At 44.8% G+C, this 26,424-nt stretch carries 21 protein-coding genes and 1 pseudogene; 9 read left to right on the top strand and 13 right to left on the bottom strand.

The features are described 5' to 3' along the window. The first annotated feature begins 150 nt into the window (after positions 1 to 150). Positions 151 to 747 carry a DUF2913 family protein gene (locus L3Q72_RS21375; RefSeq protein ID WP_275132580.1) on the top strand — a complete coding sequence of 199 codons (597 nt, stop codon included), beginning with the start codon at positions 151 to 153 and terminating at the stop codon, positions 745 to 747. A gap of 180 nt (positions 748 to 927) precedes the next feature. Continuing rightward, a complete protein-coding gene (locus L3Q72_RS21370; RefSeq protein ID WP_275132579.1) occupies positions 928 to 1,332 on the top strand; it encodes a VOC family protein in 405 nt (134 codons plus the stop codon). A 29-nt stretch (positions 1,333 to 1,361) separates the two neighbouring features. On the opposite strand, the gene L3Q72_RS21365 is transcribed toward L3Q72_RS21370, so the two are convergent. Further along, complete coding sequence (locus L3Q72_RS21365) at positions 1,362 to 2,723, bottom strand: MATE family efflux transporter (protein ID WP_275132578.1); 1,362 nt, start codon at positions 2,721 to 2,723, stop codon at positions 1,362 to 1,364. 19 nt (positions 2,724 to 2,742) lie between these two features. Beyond that, a complete protein-coding gene (locus L3Q72_RS21360; RefSeq protein ID WP_275132577.1) occupies positions 2,743 to 4,146 on the bottom strand; it encodes an MATE family efflux transporter in 1,404 nt (467 codons plus the stop codon). 101 nt (positions 4,147 to 4,247) lie between these two features. Here L3Q72_RS21360 and L3Q72_RS21355 point away from each other — a divergent pair, with 101 nt between their 5' ends. Further along, positions 4,248 to 5,114: a LysR family transcriptional regulator gene (locus L3Q72_RS21355; RefSeq protein ID WP_275132576.1), complete on the top strand. Its 867-nt coding sequence runs from the start codon at positions 4,248 to 4,250 to the stop codon at positions 5,112 to 5,114. A gap of 30 nt (positions 5,115 to 5,144) precedes the next feature. On the opposite strand, the gene L3Q72_RS21350 is transcribed toward L3Q72_RS21355, so the two are convergent. Next, entirely contained in the window at positions 5,145 to 6,020 is an 876-nt protein-coding gene (locus L3Q72_RS21350; protein WP_275132575.1) for a LysR family transcriptional regulator, read from the bottom strand. 99 nt (positions 6,021 to 6,119) lie between these two features. Here L3Q72_RS21350 and L3Q72_RS21345 point away from each other — a divergent pair, with 99 nt between their 5' ends. Continuing rightward, a complete protein-coding gene (locus L3Q72_RS21345) occupies positions 6,120 to 6,734 on the top strand; it encodes a LysE family translocator (RefSeq protein ID WP_275132574.1) in 615 nt (204 codons plus the stop codon). 89 nt (positions 6,735 to 6,823) lie between these two features. Continuing rightward, positions 6,824 to 7,186: a cupin domain-containing protein gene (locus L3Q72_RS21340; protein ID WP_275132573.1), complete on the top strand. Its 363-nt coding sequence runs from the start codon at positions 6,824 to 6,826 to the stop codon at positions 7,184 to 7,186. Between the two features lie 45 nt (positions 7,187 to 7,231). Here L3Q72_RS21340 and L3Q72_RS21335 read toward each other — a convergent pair whose 3' ends face one another. From L3Q72_RS21335 to L3Q72_RS21320, 4 genes are all read right to left on the bottom strand, one after another. Next, positions 7,232 to 8,023, bottom strand: a complete 792-nt coding sequence (locus tag L3Q72_RS21335) for a transporter substrate-binding domain-containing protein (protein WP_275132572.1) — start codon at positions 8,021 to 8,023, stop codon at positions 7,232 to 7,234. Positions 8,024 to 8,113: 90 nt separating this feature from the next. Continuing rightward, positions 8,114 to 8,677, bottom strand: a complete 564-nt coding sequence (gene yedF / locus L3Q72_RS21330; RefSeq protein WP_275132571.1) for a sulfurtransferase-like selenium metabolism protein YedF — start codon at positions 8,675 to 8,677, stop codon at positions 8,114 to 8,116. After that, the gene (locus tag L3Q72_RS21325) at positions 8,661 to 8,924 is read right to left on the bottom strand and encodes a DUF3343 domain-containing protein (protein WP_275132570.1); all 264 of its coding nucleotides are present in this window, start codon (positions 8,922 to 8,924) and stop codon (positions 8,661 to 8,663) included. Before L3Q72_RS21325 ends, yedF begins: the two co-directional genes overlap by 17 nt. 77 nt (positions 8,925 to 9,001) lie before the next feature. Continuing rightward, positions 9,002 to 10,153, bottom strand: coding sequence for an aminotransferase class V-fold PLP-dependent enzyme (locus L3Q72_RS21320; protein WP_275132569.1), 1,152 nt, complete (start codon positions 10,151 to 10,153; stop codon positions 9,002 to 9,004). A 143-nt stretch (positions 10,154 to 10,296) separates the two neighbouring features. On the opposite strand from L3Q72_RS21320, the gene L3Q72_RS21315 reads away from it, so the two are divergent. Further along, entirely contained in the window at positions 10,297 to 11,199 is a 903-nt protein-coding gene (locus L3Q72_RS21315; protein ID WP_275133767.1) for a LysR family transcriptional regulator, read from the top strand. A 447-nt stretch (positions 11,200 to 11,646) separates the two neighbouring features. Here the strand turns inward: L3Q72_RS21315 and L3Q72_RS21310 are convergent, their stop codons facing one another. Continuing rightward, positions 11,647 to 13,233, bottom strand: coding sequence for an L-lactate permease (locus tag L3Q72_RS21310; protein ID WP_275132568.1), 1,587 nt, complete (start codon positions 13,231 to 13,233; stop codon positions 11,647 to 11,649). Positions 13,234 to 13,847: 614 nt separating this feature from the next. Next, positions 13,848 to 14,747 carry a LysR family transcriptional regulator gene (locus tag L3Q72_RS21305; protein WP_275132567.1) on the bottom strand — a complete coding sequence of 300 codons (900 nt, stop codon included), beginning with the start codon at positions 14,745 to 14,747 and terminating at the stop codon, positions 13,848 to 13,850. A gap of 132 nt (positions 14,748 to 14,879) precedes the next feature. On the opposite strand from L3Q72_RS21305, the gene L3Q72_RS21300 reads away from it, so the two are divergent. Further along, positions 14,880 to 16,574, top strand: a complete 1,695-nt coding sequence (locus L3Q72_RS21300; RefSeq protein WP_275132566.1) for an L-lactate permease — start codon at positions 14,880 to 14,882, stop codon at positions 16,572 to 16,574. 435 nt (positions 16,575 to 17,009) lie between these two features. On the opposite strand, the gene L3Q72_RS21295 is transcribed toward L3Q72_RS21300, so the two are convergent. The 3 genes and pseudogenes from L3Q72_RS21295 to L3Q72_RS21285 form a co-directional block, all read right to left on the bottom strand. Beyond that, the gene (locus L3Q72_RS21295) at positions 17,010 to 18,158 is read right to left on the bottom strand and encodes a glycerate kinase (protein ID WP_275132565.1); all 1,149 of its coding nucleotides are present in this window, start codon (positions 18,156 to 18,158) and stop codon (positions 17,010 to 17,012) included. Positions 18,159 to 18,371: 213 nt separating this feature from the next. Then, positions 18,372 to 21,017, bottom strand: coding sequence for a mannosylglycerate hydrolase (mngB, locus tag L3Q72_RS21290; RefSeq protein ID WP_275132564.1), 2,646 nt, complete (start codon positions 21,015 to 21,017; stop codon positions 18,372 to 18,374). Positions 21,018 to 21,259: 242 nt separating this feature from the next. After that, positions 21,260 to 21,736 (bottom strand): annotated as a pseudogene (locus L3Q72_RS21285) (fructose PTS transporter subunit IIA); the annotation flags it as partial. Positions 21,737 to 21,978: 242 nt separating this feature from the next. Here L3Q72_RS21285 and L3Q72_RS21280 point away from each other — a divergent pair. Next, entirely contained in the window at positions 21,979 to 22,698 is a 720-nt protein-coding gene (locus tag L3Q72_RS21280) for a GntR family transcriptional regulator (RefSeq protein ID WP_275132563.1), read from the top strand. Positions 22,699 to 22,818: 120 nt separating this feature from the next. Here L3Q72_RS21280 and L3Q72_RS21275 read toward each other — a convergent pair whose 3' ends face one another. Beyond that, a complete protein-coding gene (locus tag L3Q72_RS21275) occupies positions 22,819 to 23,586 on the bottom strand; it encodes a hypothetical protein (RefSeq protein ID WP_275132562.1) in 768 nt (255 codons plus the stop codon). A 514-nt stretch (positions 23,587 to 24,100) separates the two neighbouring features. On the opposite strand from L3Q72_RS21275, the gene L3Q72_RS21270 reads away from it, so the two are divergent. Further along, the gene (locus L3Q72_RS21270) at positions 24,101 to 26,404 is read left to right on the top strand and encodes a bifunctional diguanylate cyclase/phosphodiesterase (protein WP_275132561.1); all 2,304 of its coding nucleotides are present in this window, start codon (positions 24,101 to 24,103) and stop codon (positions 26,402 to 26,404) included. Positions 26,405 to 26,424 lie beyond the last annotated feature (20 nt).

Raw genomic sequence — 26,424 nt, 5'->3', positions numbered from 1 at the left:
TCATTGTTTGCCTATCTATATTATCTTTATTGGTTACTTTTGTAATACAATACCACAAACGTTAGCTAAAAAGGAAATCTTGCTACGTTCACTCTGCTTTAAATCAGTGACTTAGATATTTATGTTTGCCCTTTTCCGGACCTTAATACGATGAATATAGATACCAGTACAATAAAACTAGAGTCTTTATCACGATTGATTAATCATTCAATGATTAAACTGTATCTTGATATGGCTTACTCCGTTAGAAAACTCACCATAGAGCAGAGAAATCACTGTATTGTGCGTTTTTTAAAATCCGCAATTAAAAAGAGTTGTTATAAGCCGGTTAAATCGAGCATTCGTGAGCTGATTCATTACGCTAAGAGACCTAAAGCCAATATGGAGGCTAAGCTAAATGAAATGAAACAACTGCTCATTCTGACAAAGGCTACAGTAGATAGCGATTCTGATCTTTTTGTCTTTATTGGTATTCTGACAGGAATAGATCAATTATCACCTGTTACCACGGATGCTTTTATTCCGGACAATTGTCAGGTCAATTATTGTTATTTGGAAAATGGTTTTTTGGTAGATAACTTTGATGAACATGGATCGTTAAAAAAAGAAGTCTCATTAATTATTCCTGTTGTACTAGAGAAAAAGCTAGAGAGCATATTAATTTCGTATGGCTGGAATTATTTGGTCACAGATTTTTTGGATTGTATAACTCATCAAAGATACTTAATTTCAAAAAATAACAGATAAGATCAAAGTGGATTATATGTCCATGTATTTTCACATATCTATAAACGCTAAACAGAGAATCTTAGATATTCAACCAACAGAACTTCACGAAAGAGCCCTATTTTACATTAGCTCATCTTCTATGATGAAAAAATTAGAAGAATTTTTAAGTGAATTTAGTTAATTACTTGAGAGTATAGAATGATTTCAAATGACACGGTTTTCAGTGTGGTACGTAAGACTGACAACCTGAACCAGATGCACCTGATGTACCAAAAAGCACTTGGCTTTGAGTTACTGGCAAAGTTTGAAGATCTCGATGGCTACGATGGAGTAGTATTGGGGCATAAAGGTTACGGTTATCATCTGGAGTTTACTAACCGGCCAGGCACTGTTCCTAAGGAATACCAGGTATCTGATAGTTATCTGGTGTTTTACATTGCAGATACCAGAAAGTGGGAATGGACCTGCAGGGCTATGATCGACGCGGGATTTAAGTATGTAGATGCCCGTAACCCTTACTGGAAACGTGTCGGAAAAACCTTCGAGGATCCAGATGGTTATCGTATCGTAATTCAGAACAGAGAGTTTGAACTCAGCTCGTAGTGATCAGATTGGGCAAACTTCAGACGGACTTATTCGTACATCAATTCCTTTGCTTTGTCGTGATCAAACTCTCGCAGAAGCTTCCGGGCTTGTTTTCGCATAGATGGAATCTTAATGGCTTGCTCAATAACAGTAACCGCGTAAACCCAAAAGATAGAGGCTTCAAGCACCAATACAACAAATGCACATAAGGGTAAGGCAATAAGCCAGCGTGTGACAAAATTAATATTGAAGACAGCCCTAGTTTTACCGAAAGCTCGCAGCACTTGGCCATGTACTGTGACATAACCTTGAATTAAAGGCATTAATATATAAAGTGGGGCGATGGTTGTTAAAGCCTCATAAGTTGCTTGTGAATGTCCGGGGTAAACTTTATCTATCAATAGGCTCAAAATTGAAGAAGCTATAGCTACAAGCACTGAAACAGCAATAGTTACCTTAATGCTCAGGTTTACATCAGAATCCAGGGTTTCTAAGCGATTTGCTCCGATAGCTTGAGATATGATGATGGCCGAAGAAACAGCCCAGGCCACCACAAATTGAGCAAGAGCTGACAGCCAGGGGCTTATCATAACAACCGCTGCATATGCCTCAGTAGGCAATTGTGCGTATAGAAAGTTATATGCTGCAAGGCCTGTTGCGAGCACCATCATGTTGGCTGCTATGGGAGAAATCTCATGAAAGTGTAAGGTCACATTGCGATACATTCCTCGTAATGTATGAGTAAAAGATAAGCGTGATGAGTTTTGATATCTCAAACATACGATTAAAAATATCATTCTCAAGCTTAGTGCAACCACAGAGCCCAGTGCAGCGCCTGAGATCCCTAATCCAGAAAAACCGCCCAGCCCATGTATAAGATAATAAGAACTCACAGCATTGACAGGCATTGTGATGAGGTAACTAATCAGTGGAAGCTGAGTTTTTCCCATTGCGTTAAACAAGGCAATTGAGACCTGAGAAACTCCGGTTAGAAGCAGAGTGTATTTAATAACACTAAGATACGCATCGATATCGGAATAAATATCGGGTTCATGGCTTATCAGTTTTATAAGAGGCCATTTAAAACCCACAAGCAGAGAAAAAAATAATACCGCAACAGATAGGTTTATGATAATGCCAGATAAAAAAGATTTTGATAATAAACTGGAATTTCCTGAACCAAATGCTCGTGAGAAAACATTTTGTGAGCCATTAGCAAGGGCATTCTGGACTCCAAGCATTAATGATACAATCGCGCTGGAAACCCCCATTGCGGCAAGGGCGCCTTCCCCCAAAGGAGAAATTATCAGGGTATCGATCATTAACATGCCCTGCATCAACAGAGCATTCAATGCGATGGGCCACGCCATCTTTATATTCTTTTTTATATACCTACTATTTTTTAACACGATATTCCTCCTCAGCTTATTAAACGCTAGGTGATGTTCTTTCGTTCACAATAGATGCTGACTTATTATGTTGCTGTTGGTTGAGCATGGGAGGAATAACACGGATAAAATAAACAACAGCGAACAACGCAGTGATAGCATTGGATATAAACATCGTATTCCAGATACCATATTCCGCAAGCGATGGTATGAAAGTATAAAATAGAATGATTCCGGGGATCCTAAGCCCCCAAAGGCGAACAACATCTACAATCAGGGTAAACATAGTTTTTTGAAAACTGGTAAAAATAGCCTGCAATGTGTGAAAGATGGCCCAGGCAATAACTGTCCACCCAACCAGGCTGACATAGTTAATGATGTGTTGATAGGTTACCTGGTCATCCTTGGTTAAGAACTGGGCAATAGGATGTTTTATTATTTGAATTACAATGCCTGACAAAATGCCAAAGACTACCGTATAGATCATCCCTAACCTGATGGTGTCTTTAACTCGATCAACTGAACCTCGTCCCCAGTTTTGAGCCATTAATGGGATAAGTCCTGAGCCTATCTCTCTGGCAGGTGTAAACAGCAACGAATGAATCGAATTGCCGATAGCAAAAGCAGCAACCGCCTGATGGCCATATTGAACGATGAAAATGTTCAGAACCATAAATCCAAAGTGTGCACTAGCTTGTGAAAAAGAGAGTGGCAGTCCAACAATCAGTAGCTTGCGCCAGATTTTGCGTTTGGAAAAACCCACAGGAGTCTGCCATCCGAGTGTAAAATCATGCGTGCCACGACGATATAAGCAGACAGCAACCAGCATTTGGATCACTGACGTCAAAAGTGTGGCATAGGCTAAGCCGTCAATCTTAAAATCTAACCAAAAGATAAAAAATGCGTTCAGTAAAGCATTACACACAATACCAAAGACAGAGATCTTTGAAATGATAGCCATTTTTCCCTGTGACCGAAAAAAACTTTGGTAAAGCTGGAACAGGAGAGTCATAGGTATCGATAAAAATAAGATCCTAGAATAAATTAAAGATTGGATGTAAAGCTCTTTCGAAAGGCCCGATAAGCCGAGTATAAACGGTAGCAGCAAAATACCAAGAATGCAGAAGAATACCGACAGCACCATGATCTGCAATCTTAACTGAATGGCGTAAGCCGATGCCTCAGCACTCTCTTTTTCACCAAGCAGTGTAGCGATAATACTAACGCCACCTTTAATGACACCAGAAGCCAACGCTTGAAACATAACCACTAGTGGAGCAATAAAAGCGACTGAGGCGACTTCTACACTACCAAGTTGGGCAGCAAACACCATATCCAGCAGGCTGTAAGATGTTACGACCAAGCCGGCTAACATGCCCGGAGTTGTCATTTTGAAAATTAGCTTCTTGATAGGATCTTTATGCAAGTCAGGCGCAGGGGACATCTTTTATTCACTGTGTTTATGTCTTAGATAAAGTATTATATTCATTTATTGTATGATGATAATATCTATAAATTGAAAATGACTTTTGCGGAATTGCAACAATGAATTGGCAGGGTATTACCGAGTTTGTGGTGGTAGCAGAAACACAAAGCTTCTCTGCAGCTGCTAAAAAACTTGAAGTTTCAACGTCTCAGATAAGTCGTCACATTAGTGCGCTGGAAAAACGTCTGCAGGTAAAACTGTTTTATCGCACAACACGCAATGTCACTCTCACGCAAGAAGCTCAGCTGTTCTACCAGCAGTGCCGGCAATTAGTGGACGGATTAGAATCCGCTGAACAAGAGCTCACCCAAATGCATAGGCGGCCACAAGGAAAGATAAAAATAACCGCCCCTGTAACATATGGGGAAAATAAGATTTTGCCGCTTGTTAACGATTTTGTTGCGATTTACGAGGGAGTGGAAGTCACCACAGAGTTAACGAACAACCAGGTTGACTTAATTGAGGGAGGCTTTGACCTGGCAATAAGAATAGGCAACTTGCAAGACTCAAGTCTGATCGCAAAGCAGATAAGTAGGCGCGTTAACTACGTTTGTGCGTCAGCAAGCTACTTAGAAAAATATGGCACACCTCAGGCGCTAACTGACCTTGCAGAACATAATTGTCTTCTGGGAACTCAGGATTTTTGGTGTTTTACAGAACAGGGCAAAGATCGAAATATCAAGGTTAAGGGGAACTTACGTTTCAACAGCGGTATGGCCCTGCTTGATGCAGCCTTAAAAAATATCGGTCTGGTTCAATTATCCGACTACTTCCTGCTGCCTTATATCCAGTCAGGACGGTTAGTAGAGGTACTGGAGCCATACCGGAAATCTGAAGATGGAATCTGGGCCGTCTACCCCCAGAATAGGTACCTTGCACCAAAGATACGTTTACTGATCGACTTTTTAGCTGAACGCTTGGAATAACTTAACTTAACATTTATCTGGCATAGCTATCTATACCTCCCTCACATCAGGCACAGTAACAGATAGCTTCCTTTCAAGCCATTGAAGAAACTGCTCCTCCTTGGCTTCAATCTCTTTTGACTGTCGCAGCAGTACGTAATTATGCCCTGAGCGGGTAAAACCAAGGGGTGCGACTAACCTGCCGTTTTTCAGGTCATCGGCAACCAGAGGGTATGAACCAATAGCGGCTCCCAGGCCGTCTGCTGCTGCCTGGATGCAGAAGTAAAAATGGTCAAAAGACTGGCTGGATTTATTCAGATGAATGCCATGGCCTGAGCCGGATGACCAGTTTTCCCATGCATGGGGCCGAGTCTTGCTATGAAGCAGCGTGATAGCCGCAGGGTTATTCTGAATTTTGTGCCAGTACTCCGGGGAAAACACCGGGCCAACCCACTCCTCAACCAGCTTATGGGTTACATAATCAGAGGGAATATCAAAGTCATCACGCCGGATTGCCATCGACAGCCCGGCCTCTCCTAAAGTAACAGGTCCGCCAGCCGTTGAGAGCCGGACATCAACACCGGATGCCTGATAAAAACCGGAAAGCCTCGGCATAAGCCAGCGCATGGTTAATGTGGGCTCGCACGAAACCTCAAGGTAATTGCCACTGGTTTTCTTCAACTTACTGACACCAGTATCTAACGCCTTAAAAGCCACATTGGTATATTGTTTAAGCAACTCTCCTTCCTGGGTAAGACTCATACCCCGCCCTTTCTTATAAAACAGAGACTGAGCAAGATGCGTTTCCAGCTGTTTGATCTGTTTGCTCACAGCTCCATGGGTGATATGAAGCTTTTCTGCCGCTTCACTGTAGCTGGAAGACTCAGCTGCAATATGAAAAACATAAAAGGATTTAAGATATCTCACTTGTGCCTTTTTCTCACACTAGATTTGCATTCTTTTCGATTATATATAACTCAGTAATAGTTACAATATCGGCAAGTGAACGGTATAACGAGAATAAATATGGAAATCACAAGCTATTTAATACTGGGCCTGCTAATCGTACTTAGCCCGGGGGCAGACTTTGTTCTGGTGTTTAAAAACAGTCTGGGAGGAGGAAGAAAAGCAGGCTTGCTTACCGGACTTGGCATAGGTATCGGTGTCTGTATCCATATTAGCTATTCAATACTGGGGATCAGTCACCTATTCTCACAGAGCGCATTTCTTTTCAATCTGGTTAAGTATGCCGGTTCCGCCTACCTGATCTATTTAGGAATAACCGGAATATTCAGCTCAAGACTGAAATTTGATGGTGAAAACGTAGAGAAGACTAACCGCAGTGCCAGGAAATACTTCGCGCAGGGATTCTTCTGTAACATGTTAAATCCTAAAACCATGCTGTTCTTTCTCAGCGTATTTAGTCAGCTTGTGGCGCCGGGCAATGAGACAAACTTCTACTTTGTACTGAGCTATGGTTTATATATTGCGCTATTACATATTGTCTGGTTTTGCCTTTTGGCACTGATTATTACCTCCAGCCAGATTTCAGGCATTTTCGAAAGATTTGGCAGGAGAATAAATCAGGTCTGCGGAGCAGGACTGGTCACCTTTGGAGTGATGCTATCGGCTAATAGCTAGCCTATTAACTTAACGAAGTAATCAGGTTTTAATCCAGAACAACCTGATTCCAAATATCAAACTCAACAAACAATTATCAGGAAGCAGTAATGAGTAATGCTATCAATCTGAAAGAAAAATTTACCAAATTTAATGACTTCTGGTCGCCTCGTGTTATTTCTGAAATGAATGACTACCAGATAAAACTGGCGAAATTTGAGGGCGAATTTACCTGGCACGATCACAAAGACACAGATGAGCTGTTTTTGGTGGTTTCAGGATCAATGCGAATTGAACTAAGAGATGGTGCCGTTGAGCTTAATGAAGGCGAAATGTACGTTGTGCCTAAAGGAGTGGAACATAAGCCTGTTGCTGAAAAAGAGTGTCACGTAATGCTTATTGAGCCGAGAGGCGTAGTGAACACAGGTGACAGTGAAAGTGACCTGAAAGCGGAAAATAATGTCTGGATTTAAGCGCTGATCCCCGCTCATGCTTTATGAATAAAGCATGAGCATTTTCTAGTTATTCCCGCCTGTTTTCCATGGAAAAACAGGAGGTTCAACCTGGCTCATTTCCTTAATCAGTTCATCAGGCAATGTGTTTCTATAGTGTTTCAAAAGAGCCCCTTCTCTTTTCATATCATCAAGCGTTTTTTGCAGCAGCTCTACCGTTTCATCGGGGATCTCTTTAGACAGTGCGTAGTAGAGGTATTTTTTATTGAGCGTATAAACAACTTTTAGATCCGAAAACTCATATGGACCTGTATCCGAAACCAGCGTCGGGGCGTTTAAGGTACTGACCCACAAATCCACCCGGCCTTTTACTAATAACTCAAGACACTCCAGATTCCGGTAACGTGGTAATAGGTTTTTAAATCCGCTCTTTTCCAGAAAAGTCAGCTTTGCATCGCCAATATAGCCGCAAATATCCCCGAGTTCCTTAGCCTCTTCTAAGCTATTTAACACTATGTCTGAATCTTTATTTGCGTAAAAAACCCAGGTGACTATCACAATAGGCCCGACCCACTTCGCTTGGTTTTCTCTGGCCTCTGTCCGGGTGGTGGGAAACAGTACGACGTCAGGCTCGCTTTGCATTAGCGCATAAGCCCGTTTCCAGGGATAAACCTCTATATCGCCCGGAATGCTCAATCTTCTCATAAGATCTCGCGTCAGCTTAGCATCCCCGCCCATAGCCTGACCTTGCTCATCAGTAAAAACGGTAGGTTCAGTAATAAAGCGTAAATCTTCTCCGTGCCCGCACACAGGCAAGGCTGCAAAAAGGAGTGACAGTAATACCGAAAAAAGCCGCATTAGCCCAATTACCTCCACTGATCAGATCATGCGATATTGCTTCTGTAAGAATAGCACTCTCAATACTAAATGGAGCGGAATAATAGGCAACTATAAATTAACGACTTCACTCTGATTCTGGCAGATAGCGACAAAGTCATGCATGCTGCCAATCCGGCCTACCGCAAGCTTGTCTGTCAGCTCAAAGAAACTCAGGCAGGTGCCACAGACAATAATTTCCGTTCCCTTTGATTCCAGTACTTTTAATGCAGCCAGTGCTTCTGCGCCTTCTACACAAAGTCTGGCACCTGTATTTAAGAAAAACATTGAGGCAGGAACCTGCTCATATTGAGAATGAACACTGAAGAAAGCTGTCATCAGCTTGCCGCCTAACAGATCATCGCCACTGCCGAGCGTATCGGAGCCGACAACATAAGACTTCTGCCTGATGACCTGCTTATTGGCCAGATTAGCAATGATCTTCTGTTCGGTATCGGTGGTCAGCATTTCACAACTTGCTCCCTGCTCCATCAGTACCTTAACTAAGGCTTTAGTACAATCTTGATCTGAGCTGAGAACTTCCAGTGAAACGACTTCCTTAACTTCAAGCACGCCTTCAAGCTGGCGAAGTGCAGTTTCTGTGTCCATACCCCGAACATCAAGCTTGTTGTTCATATTCTGTTACTCCATCTATTTGTTTCTTTGTGAAGATACCGGCATAAACCGCCCCCAGAGTCTCTAATTTTTCTGCCAGATTGCTGCATTCCAGTCTTTCCAGAAGCAGGCAAAATCCACATTCAGAACTAATACTTCTTGGCGCGGCAACCAATCTGACCCGGACACCAGCCTTATTCAGCAGGCTTTCCGCTTTCAGAGCCAGGTTGCTGGAAGAAAAAGTAACGATGTAATCAAGTGTGGCCATTGTTCACCCTGCGAGCATTTTTTATGCCCGCTATCATACTCTTAAATCGGTAGAAATCGTGTTGCAGGTTCGTTAACTTAGTTTTCAGCAAGCGAGGTTATCACTTCAATGACGCGGGTTATCTCTTCCCTGGAAGTGAAAGCTCCGATACTCAGGCGAATGGTGCCCTGCGGAAAAGTCCCCATGGTCTTATGTGACGCGGGCGAGCAATGTAATCCGGTACGGCAGCATATCTGGTGCTCATAGGCTAACTGAGCGTCAATCTCTCCGATATCTTTCCCATCAATGGAAAATGAAATTACGCCCACATGCTGAGCTTCCTCCGCATGACCATAGACAGAAACCTTTGGAATGGCTCTCAGCGAAGAAACCAGAAAAGCGGTCAGCTCCTGCTCATGCCGGCTGATGTTTTCGATCCCCTTCTCTTTCAGCCAGTGAATACCGGCGTTAAGTCCCGCGATACCAGGCAGATTAGGCGTGCCGCTTTCCAAAGCATCGGGCAGAAAATCCGGCTGGACTTCAAGCTCAGAGTTGCTTCCCGTACCGCCGGTAAACAGAGGTTTTATCTTCTCCCTCTGAGCCTTTTCACTCAGAATCAAACCACCGGTTCCCATTGGACCAAGCAGGCCTTTATGACCGGTAAAAGCAAGATAGTCGATGTGCGATGCATCCATATCAATAGGAATCACACCTGCGCTCTGAGCTGTATCCAGCAGAAATAAGATGCCCTGCTTCTGGCAGAGCCGGCCGATTTCCTCAATGGGCTGCACGGTTCCAAAGGTATTAGAACCGTGATTCATCGCTATCATCCGGGTTTTGGCGGTAATTGCTTCAGCTATATCACCAGGGTTTATCAGACCACTTTTTACATCGCAGGGAATGACCGTCACGACGACACCAATCTGCTCTAACTCTCTTAGTGGCCGCATCATGGCGTTATGTTCCATGCTACTGGTGATCACCTGATCTCCGGGCTTTACTACCCCTTTCAGAACTAAATTCAGAGACTGAGTAATATTTCCGGTAAATACCGCCTGCGCATTTTCTCCGGCATGGAAAAAATCAAGCAGGTTTTCTCTGGTTTCAAATATCAGTCGTGCCGCATCATTAGCCAGAGGATGACTGCCCCTTCCCGGATTTGCGCATCCCTCGCTGATAAAGTGCACCATCGCCTCCGCAACAGAAGCGGGCTTGGGATTGCTGGTCGCCGCATGATCAAGATAAATCATTTTAGTCCTTGCCTTGTTACTGACTGTGTCACAGATCTGCCTATGATGACGGCATTTTACTGATTACTCAATTGGCTTATCTTTATGCATCCACTAAACTATTTGCAACGATTATTAATTTTGTTGCCAAAAGTTAACTAATGATTAGAAATACTGACGACTTCCTGATTTTTTACCATCTGATTGAACTTGGCTCTTTTAGTAAAGCGGCTGAGCATGTGAGCCTGACTAAGTCGGTGATCAGCAAACGCATCACCCGGCTCGAGCAGGATCTGGGGGTTCAGTTAATTTACCGCACAACCCGCAAACTGACTCTGACCGAAGCCGGTAAGATTTTTTTCAACCACGCCCGCGAAATTCACCGCTCGGTTCAATACGCCGAAGAAGAGCTGCAGGGGCTGGGAGAAAGTCTTTCCGGTACCATCCGTGTTACCGTCCCAACCATATCGGGTGAGCTGATTCTGCCTCAGGCGGTGGCTGAGTTCTGCGCAAAATATCCGGATATAAAGGTGCATATGGATCTGGATAACCGCTTTGTGGATCTGATTGAAGAAGGTTACGATCTGGCAATCCGCACCGGGGTGCTGCCCGACTCAAGTTATATTGCCCGTCGCATGGTTGATGCTCAATGGGTGATCTGCGCAGCGCCTGAGTACCTGGAAAGCCACGGCATCCCGGAAAAACCGGAAGATTTAACTGAGCACAACTGCCTGGGGTACTCCTACCAGGAGACCGGCGCGTATGAGTGGTTATTTAAAGGAGATCCAGAAAACTTCACCCTGAACGTTTCCGGAAACTTCTGCACCAATAATGCATCAGCATTAAGAAAGGCGGCTCTGTTCGGACAGGGGATTATCTATGTTCCCCGCGTTCTGGTGGCAGAGAATTTAGCCGACGGCACGCTTACCGAGATACTGCAGGAGCAGGTGGCAAAAAGCCTTGGAATCTACGCCGTCTATCCTTACACCAAGCATTTATCAGAAAAGACCCGGCTCTTTATTGAACATATTTATGAGTGTTATAACCGGGCTAGTGGTAAGTTCTGAGGAAACTTTTAAATTACTGATAAGGTAAAAAGTATCATCCCCGCGAAGGCCTGACTCTTATACACAAATTTAAGGAGCCAAAGAATGCTCCTCCCCTTAGCCTCGAAAGGACGGATTTTCGAAGAAGTAACATCGAAGGGGAGGCAGGGAGGGGTTGTTTCTCATGGGTTTAAGTTTTGGTGGTTTAACCATGCATGGCATAACCAACCCCCTCTAACTCCCCCTTCTATTAGCTTTATCAACCAGTTAGGCTTTTTCACTCAAGGGGGAGAACCGTTCTCTGGTCACTTTGATATTTGTGTATAAGAGCCAGGGCTTAAGGTTGTCATCCCCGCGAAGGCGGGGATCTGATTTCTGCGCGCTGTAGAGTCTGAGTAACTTATTGTCTCTACAGCGCGTTTTTAGAAGATTCCTGCCTTCGCAGGAATGACGGCTTGTTAAAGATAATTAAACAACCACACTCATCCCCGCGGCCACAAGACCAAAGGTCAGCATCGGAATAACTGTCCTCTTGATAATGTAACCTTCCTGGTTAGCGATACCCAGAATGGTGGATACGGCAATAATGTTGTTGATGCAGACCATATTACCCATAGCGCCACCAACTGACTGTAGACCAAGGATGGTGGTCTGAGACAGGCCAACGTTCAGCGCGATAGTCTGCTGAATTGCACCAAATGTCAGGTTAGATACAGTTGCAGAGCCAGAGAAGAAGGCACCCAGCGCACCAAGGTAAGATGCCACATACTGCCAACTGGTACCCATCAGATCAGCAAACGCCTGGCCTGTTACCATAATTGGCGAGTTCTCATCTCCCGTCATCATCAGTTTAACCATGATCAGAGCACCAACCAGAGCAATAAACGGCATCTTGATACGGCTTCCGGTTTCAGTAAACATCTGCTTAACCAGGCTGGCCTGAAGCTTAAATACAGGAATGGAGATCAACGCCACCAGCAGGAACGGAATAAGCGCAGGCACATACAGAGTCTTATACGCCCAGCTAACATCTGTGCCCAGAATATGGCTCAGTTTAAAGATTAGCGCCTTACTGATGCTGAAATCTCCTAGCGCACCAAACGAAACAGTGAACATTTCAGTACTGTCAGTCAGCATCGCCTTGATACCAAACTGCTTGATACGGGTTACAATCAGGATAGCAATAAGAAGCAGTGTCGGCGTCATAGCCTTAAAAATCTCAGCCCCTGAAACAGGTTTAAGATCCGCAGCTTCTTCTGATTTCACCTGCTTCTCAAGACCAAAGCCAGACTTAGCAACCAGAACAGAAATTAACAGACCAATCGCACCGCCAACAAGCGCCGGAAACTCGTAGTTCCACTGAGCAATCAGGAAGTACGGAACGGTACAGGAAAGAGTACTAAGCAGAACAAAGGTATAATTGGATTTAATCTCCTTCCAGCCCACCACAAATCTCAGTGCCATTGGTGGCACCACAAAAGCAGCAACCAGATGGATCATGGCACTTACTTTACCGGCTTCAAGCAGAGTTGTTGCATCCAGCCCAAGGTTTGAAAAACCAAACCAGGTTGGGGTGCCCACAGCACCGAAGGAAACCGGAACTGAGTTCATCACCAGGGCAAGCATTGCGACTTTTAAAGCAGGGAATCCAAGACCAACCAGGATAGGAGCAGCGATAGCAGCAGGCGTACCAAAGCCTGAGGCACCTTCAATCATAAAGGCGAATGCCCAGCCGATAATCATCAGCTGTGCAACCTTGTTATCACTGATACCTTCCAGCCAGCGGCGGATGGTCGCTTCCGCACCGGAAAGATAAGTCAGTCGGTTAATCAGTATCGCACCGGCAACAATAGAAATTGGGGTAATAGCAGATAGGGTACCGGCGATAATGTTAGCGCTTATCAGCGTAAAGTCCGTCTTAAAGTAAAAGTACTGCAGCAGACCCACCATAAGTGCGGTAAGTGGCAGCGCTATATGGGAAGGAATACCATTCTTTTTTGTCATCATCCATATGAGAAGAATGATAGGTGTGACAGAAATAATTAGGGTTGTCATGTAAAACGACTCCATTGTTTCAGTTTATTTTATTGGGCAACAAATATTATTTTTGTAATTTTCGTTCAGCTTTTTATTGCTGACACTAACAGTTTAAATAATTAATAATATTTTTGAAGATAGGTATTTCCCCGAAAAATAATAATATCCAGATGGGATTTACAGATATTTAACTTTAGTAATGACTCAAATCACAGAACACCTTCTGTATCGCTTATCTTGTTGTCCTTGTGTTAAATATGGCGAGAAAAAACGACCAAAGGAAACAATATGTTTCCCAATAAGTGGCAATGATGGCATAAAAATCGGCGCAGATTGAGCACAAAAGCAGCAAATGTGGAGCAGGGAGAGTCATCTCAAGAATGGCGGTGTTGTTTTATTACAGATAAAACCAACCTAAAACAGCTGATTTTACCTATTTATGGGTAAATCAAGTGTAAATTTATTACCATTCATAAAATAACTTAAACTTACCCAATTAGAATTATATGCTAACAGAAAAACTTTGAACTTAATATTTGTATATAACTCCATTGGGTAATATTTAAAAAAGGCGAGTCTAAAGAATCGCCTTTTCATATTTAAATAAATAACCTTCCGGACATTTCTCCGGTTCAGAAATAATGTGCTATCGCTAAATACCTGGCCCGTATATGTTCTATCAGCATCTTCACTTTCATTGAAGGCTGGCGGGTAAACGGGTATACCGCGTATATCCCAAGGTTCTTACCCACCTGATCCGGAAAAAGGTTAACCACATTGCCTTCCTGAATGTCATGATAAACCAGGCAACGGGGAACATAAGCAATCCCGTAGCCGCCAAGAACCGCTTTGCGCAGGGCCGTTGCGTTATTAGTAGAAAAGGAGCCCGACACCTTAATAAAGTAGTTTTCATGCTCACCTTTAAACTCCCAGTCAGAAGCACCTGTGCTCTGATAGGCATACAGAAGACAATTGTGGTTAACCAAATCCGCCGGTGACATCGGCTTGCCATGCCTGGCAATATAGGTAGGTGATGTGCAGACAATCCACTGCGAATCCAGAATATGGCGGGCAATCAGGCTTGAGTCATCCAGATACCCGGTGCGGATAACCAGATCAAAGCCTCCGGCAATCAGGTCCACAAAGCGGTTGCTGAGCGACATATCAATCGTCAGGCCCGGATGCATTGCACTGAATTCCGCCACAGCATCGGCAAGAAGCAGATCCCCAGAAATGGTCGGTACAGACATTTTTATGTGTCCAGTCACATCTTCACCAAACCCGGAAACGGCATCCATCGCCTGCTGGGTGGCTTGCTTCACATTTTGAGCACTTTGTAAAAGCACTCTTCCGGCTTCAGTAAGCGTCAGTTTTCGCGTTGTACGATAAATAAGCTGTGTGCCTATTTCTTCTTCAAGCCGGGCGATTCTTTTACTAACTACCGAGTTTGTAAGGTTATTTTCCTCAGCTACTTTGCTAAAACTGCCCAGTTCTATCACCTGAGAAAACAAAATCAGATCATCTGCTCGCATTGGATTATGTCACTTTTGGAATTAATTATTTTCATTATTTCCCTATATCAACAAAAAATAAAGGGTTAAATTTTCGCTTGCTTAACAAACCTATTACAACAAAAAACAAAGTCAGCCTACGAGGATGAACTAATGAGTGAAACACTACTAGCCCTGATAGCTTTTTCACCAATCGTGATTGCCGCTATCCTTCTGGTCGGATTAAACTGGCCCGCTAAAAAAGCCATGCCGGTGGCTTTCCTTACCACTGTTGCCATTGCCCTTCTTTTCTGGGACATGTCAGCCACACGTGTTATCGCCTCTGTATTCCAGGGACTCGGTATCACAGTCTCTGTTCTATGGATCGTTTTCGGTGCCATTTTCCTGCTCAACACTTTAAAACATACCGGCGCGATCACCACCATTCGTAACGGATTTACCGATATATCGGCAGACCGTCGCGTACAGGCCATCATTATTGCCTGGTGCTTCGGCTCCTTTATTGAAGGCGCATCCGGATTCGGTACCCCTGCGGCTATCGCAGCGCCGCTTCTGGTGGCCATCGGCTTCCCGGCACTTGCTGCTGTGCTGATGGGGATGATGATCCAGTCAACACCGGTATCCTTCGGTGCTGTGGGTACGCCTATTATCGTGGGGGTAAACAAAGGTCTGGATACCCATAATATTGGTGAAACTCTGCTGGCTCAGGGTTCCAGCTGGGATATCTACCTGCAGGAAATCACCTCAAACGTAGCCATGATCCACGCCACCGTCGGTACCCTGATGCCGGTTCTGATGGCAATGATGCTGACCCGCTTCTTTGGTAAAAACCGCAGTTGGAGTGAAGGTCTGGATATCCTGCCGTTTGCCCTGTTTGCCGGTGTGGCCTTCACGGTACCGTATGCACTAACAGGTGTGTTCCTTGGGGCAGAATTCCCGTCGCTGATTGGCGGTCTTGTTGGTCTGGCCATTGTGGTCACAGCGGCGAAAAACGGCTTCCTTGTACCTAAGTCAAAATGGGACTTTGAAAGTGAGGATAAATGGCCGACAGAGTGGCTTGGCACCCTTAAAATAGACCTTGATGAGGTTCAGGGTAAGCCAATGAGCCTGGCAAAAGCCTGGGCACCTTATGTACTTCTGGCAGTCATTCTTGTTGCCAGCCGAGTGAGCCCTGAACTGAAAGGCATGCTGAAAAGCGTAAGCCTGTCCTTTAGCAATATTCTTGGTGAGGCCGGTGTCAGTACCGCAATTCAGCCTCTGTATCTGCCTGGCGGTATTCTGGTCTTCGTTGCTCTGCTGGCTGTGCTGCTTCAGCAAGGCGGTGCAAAGCCACTTGCCAAAGCCTTTGGTGAGTCCAGTAAAACCCTGATTGGTGCGGGCTTTGTACTGGTGTTTACCATCCCTATGGTACGTATATTTATTAACTCAGGTGTTAACGGTGCCGACTTAGCGAGTATGCCGGTCACCACAGCCAACTTCGCAGCAGACCTGGTTGGCTCAGCCTTCCCAGCACTTAGTGCCACCGTTGGTGCGCTTGGTGCCTTTATCGCAGGCTCGAACACAGTTTCCAATATGATGTTCAGCCAGTTCCAGTTTGAAGTGGCGCAGACCCTGTCTATCTCCAGTGCTGCACTGGTCGCTCTGCAGGCGGTAGGTGCCGCTGCGGGTAATATGATTGCGATTCACAACGTGGTTGCGGCATCGGCAACAGTTGGTCTGCTGGGTCGCGAGGGTGCAACCCTGCGTAAAACCATAATCCCTACATTCTACTATCTGGTTCTGACCGGCATTATAGGTCTGACCCTGATTTATGGCATGCAGATAACCGATGCTCTGATGGGCGGCTGAGCCGCAACCCTTTCCTGAAAAGATAATCCCGCTCTCATTTATATGGGAGCGGGATTTTTTATAAGCGAAAAAAAACCCATCCTAGGGGGATGGGTCGCAGGCACAATAGCTGTTTGACGATCGATTATTAATTCGTGCCTCAATTGTCAAACGACATCAATGCGACATGTTGAAATCCACGGGGGTGAGACTTACTGCGCACGAGCCATGATGTCGTTTTATGAACCGACTTCCGTCTGACAAAGACGCCAGTTCAATTTCGTAAAAACTTTTTTGGTAAAAACTCTGTGTCTTAAGCAAAGTTTTCCGTATCCACTCTTATCTGTAAGAGGCCGTAGCCCTGCTGCCATCTGTCTGGTAAAAAGCCCCCTCAATAACCTTCAATCAGTCAGTAGGACGTTCAGCCTCTTACAGATAAGAGTGGTTTTTAATCTCCTAGAACTTGTCGCTGCCAAGTTTCAGGATAGATGCAATATTTCTTGCCGTTCTGGTCAGGTTCTTATCCGCTTCTTCCAGCACTTGTGCCAGAGGTTGTGGAGAGCGAACCGTTCCGAAGATGCCCGACATTTTTGAGTAAAGCTCTTCAACTTCTTTACCCAGAGAGCCCGCAATACCAATAACCGGGATATCTCTTGCCTGAGCACGCTTAGCGATACCAAATGGTGTTTTGCCCTGAAGCGTCTGATTATCCATCTGGCCTTCACCGGTAATCACCAGATCCGCACCTTCAAGCACTTCATCCGCATTCAGCGTATCCAGCACCATATCAATGCCTTGCTTGATCTGGATGTTGAACGCCAGGCTAAGTGCCATCGGAGCACCACCTGCTGCGCCAAAGCCTTTAGTATCTTTGTGATTAATGCCGGTTAACTTCTCAGCTACCTCAGCAAAATTTGCCAGGGCCTTATCCAGATCCTGTACATTTTGCTCAGTCGCACCTTTCTGAGGGCCGAAGATGGCACTTGCACCGTTCTCACCGCACAGCGGGTTGGATACGTCGCAAGCTACGACAAACTCAGTCTGGTCACAGCGAGAGTCGATGTCAGAAAGGTCGATTTGAGCCACTTCTGATAAAGCCGCACCGCCTCTCGCTATGTCATTACCTTCAGCATCCAGAAGCTTGCCTCCCAGAGCCTGAAGAATACCTGCGCCACCATCGTTGGTTGCGCTACCGCCTAAGCCAAGCAGTATCTTTGTTGCTCCTGCATCAAGTGCAGCTTTTATTGTTTCACCTGTACCAAATGACGTTGCTTTTAACGGGTCACGCTGCTCCGGAGTGATAAGATCCAAACCAGAAGCCATCGCGATCTCAATAAGTGCTGTTTTACTACCGTCTTTTTCATTCAGCAGCGCCCACATTGCATCAACCGGCTCTCCCAGAGGGCCTGTGACACGAGAGGTCTGCTTTTCACCGTTCAGTCCCTGAAGCAGTACTTCAACGGTACCTTCACCGCCGTCTGCCAGAGGAAGTTTTACATATTCTGCATTTGGAAAGACTTCAGAAAAACCTTTCTCAATACAGGTCGCTACTGCCATCGCATCAAGCGATTCTTTAAATGAGTCTGGTGCAATAACAACTTTCATTTTTTTACCTCATGACTAGGTGTTTCAACGTTATCTGTCAATTTCGTTTTGCCTGTGAAGGCAAGAATCTTTAGCTTTTGTAATAACCCGGAATACATCCGCCAGAATATTACAGAAGCCGAAGATATTGTTGATTAGGTGCCTGTTACTTTTTAGCAACAGGCGCCAGGGGAATGTGGCTTCCTAATCAACAATCTTTATCTGGCTCTAGCCTTAGAACTTCACTTTGAAGGTCTTAGCCTGACACTGTGCCAGTGTTCCGAAGGTTCCCGCTTCTACAGCGTCTACACCCGGACGTGGCTGCTCATCCATCTGAACTTCAGTCCACTCTGTAACAGGCTTCTTAAAGGTTACTGAACCTTCAGAAGTTGCTGTTTCAGACGGGTTGTACACGCGCAGAATCAGTGCATCTTCGTCTTCTGCTTTCTTCAGTACGCTCAGTACCGCACCTTCCATATCTTTCTCAAGCAGGCTGTAAGTCAGTGGCAGGTTCTGCTCACCGATGTTCAGCTTCATTGCGTTGTATGGAATCTTGTTGTACACAGCCATTGGAGTGACATACTCACGAGCCTGAGACATAAGGTTCGCAGAGATGTGGTCACCAGCGAAGCCGCAGATAGAGAACTCACATACCAGCTTACCGCGGGTCTGAGAATCCGGAGCCGGGATCTTGATACCTGACGGACGTCCAGGACGTAGCAGCAGGTTCTCTTTACCCAGTACGCCAACACCGCGTAGCAGAGTCAGGGCGAAAGTATCGCGCTCTTCGTTACCCTTAGAAGAGATAACTTCAAACTCACGCAGACCGTTAGTGAACAGAGCCACACCGCCCTTGTCATTTTCAAGCGCTGCAAAGTTCATTAGCTGGTAAACAGGAACCGGAGCTTCTTTCCACTTCTCTTCTTCCCAGACTGCCATTGCAGGGTCTTGAGTAGGACGAGTGATAACACCGAACTGGTTGTCAGCAACTACGTTTTCAGATACCCAAGGCGTCGGGATAAGAACACGCAGACGGTGGTCGTCAGCCTGGTTATCCAGTTCCATGCGAACATCGATGCGGCGAGAGCCCTGACGCAGGATTACCTGAGCCTTAACATCAACAAAGCCATCCTGATTTGTACGCTCTTCACGAGCTTCAAGGTCAGTCGGAACATTCATGCGAAGTGAAATGTTTGCAACTGACTGGAACGCCTGCTGCTCAACGCTTGTTTCAACTTCAAACTCGTCAGAGTAGATTAGCCACTCTTTACGTGATGGAGAGTAGTCGTATTCATCACCGTCATCAGAACCGTCTTCGATACGCAGAACCTGGTCGTAACTGTTGCCAGTCTCTTTGTCCTTAACAGTCAGAGTACCGTTGCTGTTAACTGTGATTGAGTAGAATTCGTTCTCAAGCTCGTTGCCAGCCGCTTCAACCGCTTTCTGAGCACCCGCTTCGTTAGCCTGGATGTGCAGCGTTGTGTAGCCCATCGCAGGTACTTTGATCTTAAGCTGAATGTCGTATTCAACGAACGGGTCGTAGTTACCGTAGTGAACGATCTGACGGTCAATCTTGCCCGGGTCAATTACGCGAGAGTCTTCAATGAAGTACTCAACGTCGTTACCCGCTTCGTCAAAGATCTTGAACTCGTTAGCACGGATAGTGATCATTGTGTTCACTACTTCTTCACGCTCGTATGGCATCAGGTTGAAGAATGCCAGCTTGTCACAGTCGCCGTTTGCTGGCATGTGGTCAACAATCTTACGCTTGTAGAAGTTGATCAGGTTTTCTGCCATGTCGTCAGCAAGGATGTAGCGAGCCAGGATTTCAGCATGTACTTTGTCTGAGCAGCAGCAGCCGATTGAGTCGTGAGCGTGGTTCTTCATGCTCTCTTTCCACATTTTCTCAATCAGACCGTGGTGGTATTCGAAACCAAGGTCGTAAGCGATAGAGGCAAGAGGCTCAAGAATGTTAACAATCTTGTTCTCAACTTCAGCGTGGATAATCTTGATATCCATACGGGTAGAAGAGATAGTGCGGTGTACACGCATGTACTTACCGTCGTTGAACTCGCCTTTAATAGTGTCAAGAGAGTCACGCATTGCTTCAATTTTCTCGAACACTTCTTCAAAGCGGCTCATTACGAACTCACGGTCAGGGTAGTATTCACGTAGCTTATCCATTACTTCGAAGATGTCTTTCTGGATAGGCATCTGGTCGTGACCGTTTGGAAGCAGGATATCTTTAGTTACAGAAGCACCTTCAAGAGCCGGGAAATACTTGTCCAGACGAGCACGAAGACCTTCTTCGTCCTGTGGAAGGTATTTACCGATAGCGTAACCAAGAGGAAGAACCTGAGTGGTTACTTCACTGCCGTCGTTTGACTGCCACAGGAATTCCGTTTTGTTTGTGCCGTGACGCTCAGAACAACCACGCCAGAACATAGTGCGGTCGAAGCCGAAGCCGTTGTAAATCATTGGAAGCTGAGAACTCATTGAGAATGAGTCCGGCAGGTAACCAATCTTCATTGGTTCGCCAAGCGCTAGTGCATCACGCAGACCGTACATCATGTTACGTACGATAGACTCACCAGAAACCTGCATGGTATCTGTCTGAGAGTACCAAGGGCCAACAATCAGTTTACCCGCTTCTACCAGAGACTTAACGCGATCCCAGTTTTCTGGTTTGATTGCGAAGTAGTCTTCCAGAACAGCTGTCTGACCATCAAGAACGTAGTATTTGTAGTCCGGATCGTTTTCCAGACGGGTCATGATTTCTTCCATGTTGTTCACTAGAAGGATACGTGATTCTTCAGTAGTGAAGTACCACTCACGGTCCCAGTGCATGTGCGGGGTAATATGAACGCGAGATGTAGTCATTTTTTTCGTACCTGATAGTTCAGCTATTTAAAGCCGGTAAAAAATAAATTATGTGTAGAGCAATGTTGTAGCCGGTGTTTGTAAAACAAGAGCCATCGAAATGGCTCTTAACACCCGATAGTTGATTAGCCTTTGAACCAGCTAGCAACTTTAGCAAAGAAGCCCTGAGGTTCTTCTTTCACCTGTGGAGCTGCTGCAGGAACTGGCTCAGGCTTAACTTCTGCTACTGGCTCTGGAGCCGCTTCTTCTTCGTCTTCGCTCTGAGCATCGAAGATGGCAAAGATTTCTTCTTTGGTCGTCGCCTTAAGTACCGCTTCACGAACATCGTCATCAACCAGAGTTGAAGTCAGCGCAGTAAGAAGGTGCATGTGAGTAGAACCCGCTTCTGCGTTTGGAATTGCGATAAGGAAAACAAGGTTTACATCTTCCATCTCGTCTTCATCAATGCCAGGCCACTTAACGTCTTCTTTTAGTGTTGCCAGAGCAAATGCCGCTTCTTTAACTGCGTCTGATTTACCGTGTGGTACAGCCAGGCCTTCGCCCAGTGCAGTTGCGCCATGCTCTTCACGAGCAAATACTGCTTTCAGGTATTCTTCTTTATCGTGTAGCTTGCCCTGCGCTTCAAGTTGCTCAGCCAGTGCCTTGATTGCATCGTCACGGCTTTCAAAAGTAGTCTGCAGATTGATAAGTGCTTCGTTAGTAAGAGTTGTTAATTTCATAACCTTCGCCCCGTTGTCATAAAATGCGGTTAGGAATTGATGTAGACATTTCTTGTCTTCGATGACTACATAATACACCAACAATACAAATCTTCTGTGATTGAGATCTCATTTGATACATATTTGTATTCCTGTTGTATTACTCACTTCAAAATAGTGACTAGATTGCTATTGTCTTACAGAAAGTAATTTGTATCATAGGTGACAGTTTAAATTTATAAGAAAGATGACGAGGGGTAGATATGGCCAGACTACCGATGTACCGCCAGATAGCCGATGCTATTCGAGAGAAGATAGGTTCCGGAGACTATAAAGTCGGGGAGGCACTTCCTACCGAAGCTCAGCTTCGTGAAGAGTTTTCCGTTAGCCGCGTAACAGTAAGGCAGGCACTTAAGCTTCTGATTGAGAACGGCGAACTGGAAAGTGTTCAGGGTAGCGGTACCTATGTAAAAGCCAGCAAAGTCAATTACGATATTTATCAGCAGACCAGCTTTAACGAGAAGTGGGCGCACTTAAATGTAGTAACCAGAAGTGAAGTACTGGCATTTGAAATCACACTGCCAAGCCTTACCATGGCCGACAACCTGAACGTAAGTGAGAACGACCGCATTTTCTACATTAAGCGCGTTCGCTATATGGATGACAATCCTATCACTGTCGAAGAGACCTGGATGCCGCTGGCTCTGTTCCCTGATTTGACTTACGAGGTGATGCGCAGTTCTAAATATGACTATATCGAAAATCAGAAAGGTATGGTTATCGACAGAAGTGAACAGGAAATTGTTCCAATTCTCCCGCCAGATAAGGTATCAGAGCTGCTGGGTATTGACCCTAACCAGCCGATTATCGAGAAACGAACCCGCAGTTATCTGGCTGACGGAACCGTGTTTGAATACAGCCGGAACTACTTTAAATCCACCGATTACAAGTTTACCCTGGTCGCAAAACGACACAAAGGATAATACAACTTCCGTCACAAAAAATAGAAAGACTGGTGAAATACCAGTCTTTTTTGTTCTACATAGATCTCATTGGTATTGTCCGGAAAATTTGTATCAATTAAAAATTTTATGAATTTCCGGTTACTTACGCCTGTTCGGGTATCTTTTATAAATCACAAAAGCGGCCACAAACATCAATGCAAGCGTCAGTGAAAAGCAAAGCGTAAGCAAATCAAGATAATAAGCCACTTCCCTCTTCTTCTCTTCCACTGTTTCTATGGTCCGCATATCCAGATCGGTAAGAAAGTCATTTAAAGGAGACATTATGCTGGCCTTATCCTGATGGTACTTTTCATCATGCATAATGCTGGTAGCCATCTCAATATCAGCTTTTCCTTCAATAACATAGTTACCAAATCCGTCGTTATAGAGCCCTTTTACCGCATTCATTGCCACTGTCTCGGTTTCCACCAGAGCATCAGAGTTGTCCTGAGCTTCCTTAAGCATGGCAAATTCTCTGAGCGTGAAACCCGCATGTACCATCAGGTCATGGAGGGAAACCAATTCCGTATCCGGGCGCGGTTTTTCGCCATAGTTCAACATCAGATCCCAGTAAATGCGGTTCATATGTGCAGGGCGGTTCAGTTCTCCATTGCGGATTGCCAGTATATCCCAGTACATTTTTTCGTATTTTTCGTCCTGAGTAATGACATAGGTCCGGGCCATACGGGTAAGGTCATCAGAACTCTGTCTGAGCTCGTCGGCTAAAAGATATGATGCGTATCTGTCCAGTTGGCTCTGATACAGCTCTTCGTCTTTATCTCGTACGCAATTTAGTACAAACAGTGTTGCAAGCTGAAGTCCAACTGCAACAAAAAAGCCTGTAATCAGCAGCGTTCTGGCAGTCATTGTTTTTTTTCCTGTCTCATTGTTATTCTTCTACGCACCTACAATACCAATCCCAGCAATTATCTGTTCATCCTTGCTTGTCAAAATCGCCAATAGCTGCGTTAAAATTTTTGTAATTAGGTCCACTAGTGACTGCAAATTTTGCCTTGCTCTTAGCGATTTTTCCTGCGCAATCACTGAACAGCTAATTACTAGTATTGGTATAAGCATAGGTTAAAACTGAGACATTTAAAGGTTTTACAGCGTATCTGGTCATGAATCGACGGGCGCTTTCATTCATATCGAGTCCATCTCTCAAAAATCCATATACAACATAGAGTATCGCTAGAAAGTCGAATGAAAAATATGCACACTAGAATAGTATTTATTCGTGCACATTAAATAAATCTACAAGGCTTTGATTAAGCGCTCATAAAATATGCTACGAAAACAGTATCAACCCATAAAATTAAAAAAATCTAAATTCAATAATTAAAATCTATTCGTTTTATTCAGGTGACAGAGGAGAGCCTAAATGTACGATATAACTGGGTTTAACAAACTGAAAGTCTATCTGGCGGCACTCTGTTCATCGCTTTTAACCTCATTGTTAATTCTCTATTTTTACTCACATTTACCAGATGAAAGCGGATACATCGGACACTATATACTCACCTTTATCCTTGTACTTTTTAGCCATATATTTTTAACGTTTTTTATACAAAAGAAAATTAAGAAGCATTCCGATATTATTAAAGGTCTGCTCCACGCCATCAGTGATGTCATTGTATTTAAAGACTATCAGGGTAACTTTTTATTTTGTAATGAGACAGTTGCAAATCTTTACAAATCAACGCCTGAGGAGATGATTGGTAAAGACGATTACTATTTCACCAAAAACAAAGAGCAGGCTGATTTTTTCCGCAAAAATGTTCAGTTAATAATGGACCGCTTTGAAAAAGAAGAGGTTTACGAATCATCCACCGACGCAAAAACCAATGAGGTTCGCCATTTCCATTCGGTAAAGATCCCCTTCAGGGATGCGCAGGACAAGCTGAAAATTGCGGTAATAGCGAAAGATATTACTGATATTACGCGTCTTAAAGAGGAGTCTGAAAGAAACAAGCAGCGCCTGCAGAACGTACTGGATGTTTCTGAGGAAGGGCTGTGGGAATGGAATACGGTGACAAACCAGGTACTGCATAACCGCCAGTGGGAGCTGATCACCGGGATTGAAACTAGCGAAAACACCTTCGCGGAATTTGAAAACGCCATAGCCCCGGAAGATATAGGTATGGTGAGGTCAGCATTACAGGCTCTGCTGACCGAGAACAAACCCTACAGCATTGAGTTCCGGATGAAACGCCCCGACGGAGAAGTTATCTGGGTATGGGACAGAGGCCGGGTTGCAGAATACGATAATGAAGGAAAACCAACCTGGCTTGTGGGTATCGCTTTAGATATTACTCAGAAGAAGCTCAATCAGCAGAAGGTGATTCACCTTGCCTATTATGACCAGCTCACAGGTCTGGCTAACCGCACCCAGCTTGAAATCGATCTGGATAAAACCATTGATGAAAGCGCCAGGGAAGATAGCTACAGTACACTTCTGTTCTTAGATCTGGACCGCTTCAAACTACTCAATGACAGCTATGGCCACCATATGGGCGATAAGCTGCTGGAAGCCATCGCAAAAAGGCTTACCGGGTTTAATCAGGATCGCGGTTTAGTTTCCCGCTTCGGCGGTGATGAATTCGTTATCATTCTTCCTTTATTAGACAAGAGCCAGAAAGCAGCCACGCTAAAAGCTCAGGAGTATGCCGACAGCCTGATTCAGGACATATCCCGCTCACTAATATTAAGCAGCGACTTGCAGGAGCTGGAGATCAATTATGCGATAACCGCCAGTATCGGCGGGGTTGTATTTAAGTCCGCTGATGTGGCGCCCGGAAAGCTATTACAGCTTTCCGATATCGCCCTGTATCGTGCCAAAGCAAATGGTGGTCACTCCGCTTTAATCTTTGATATGGAGATGCAGAACGAACTCAATCACACCAGTGAGCTGCAAAGAGCGATGAGAAATTCAATTGAACACCGCGATTTCTGCATCCATCTACAACCAAAACTCGACTCAGACGAAAGGGTTGTCGGAGCAGAGGCGCTGGTTCGCTGGCAACACCCGGTACTAGATCTGCTTTATCCAAATTCGTTTATGGAGATGGCTGAAGAGAGCAATATGATTATTCAAATCGGAGCTCAGGTGCTTGAGCAGTCTTGCCAGCAGCTTCAGAAATGGCAGTCGCATCCAGAAACAGAGCACCTCAAAATTGCTGTGAACTTAAGTGCAAAACAGCTTTGGCAAGATCAGTTTGTCGAGGAAATCATCAAAACCATCGCCTCCTTTGATATCGACCATACCAAGCTTATTTTTGAAGTAACAGAGTCAGTTCTTATTCAGGACATAAATGACGCAACAGAGAAGCTGAGCCGTCTGAAAGAGCACGGTATATCCATTTCTCTGGATGATTTTGGTACCGGATACTCGTCCCTTAACTACCTGAGATCGCTGCCTATCGATGAAATAAAGATCGATCGCTCCTTTATCAAAGACGTAACCAGTAACGATCAGGCCAACATTATGGTTAAGTCTATTGTTGACCTGGCCAGCGCTTTTAACCTGAGTGTCGTTTCTGAAGGTGTTGAAGATAGAGAGCAGTTTGAACTGTTGAAAAAACATCACATCGATGTATATCAGGGCTATTACTTCTCCAAACCTGTTCCGGTATCAGAGTTTGATGAGGTGATTTGTCGCGATTTCGGGAATTGTGAAAACCACTAAACACTAACTCACGATTTACC

It is taken from the genome of Vibrio sp. JC009 (assembly GCF_029016485.1).
Lineage (GTDB): Bacteria > Pseudomonadota > Gammaproteobacteria > Enterobacterales > Vibrionaceae > Vibrio.
The sequence above is the reverse complement of the archived record's forward strand: the minus strand, read 5'-3'. Positions and strand labels throughout refer to the sequence as shown.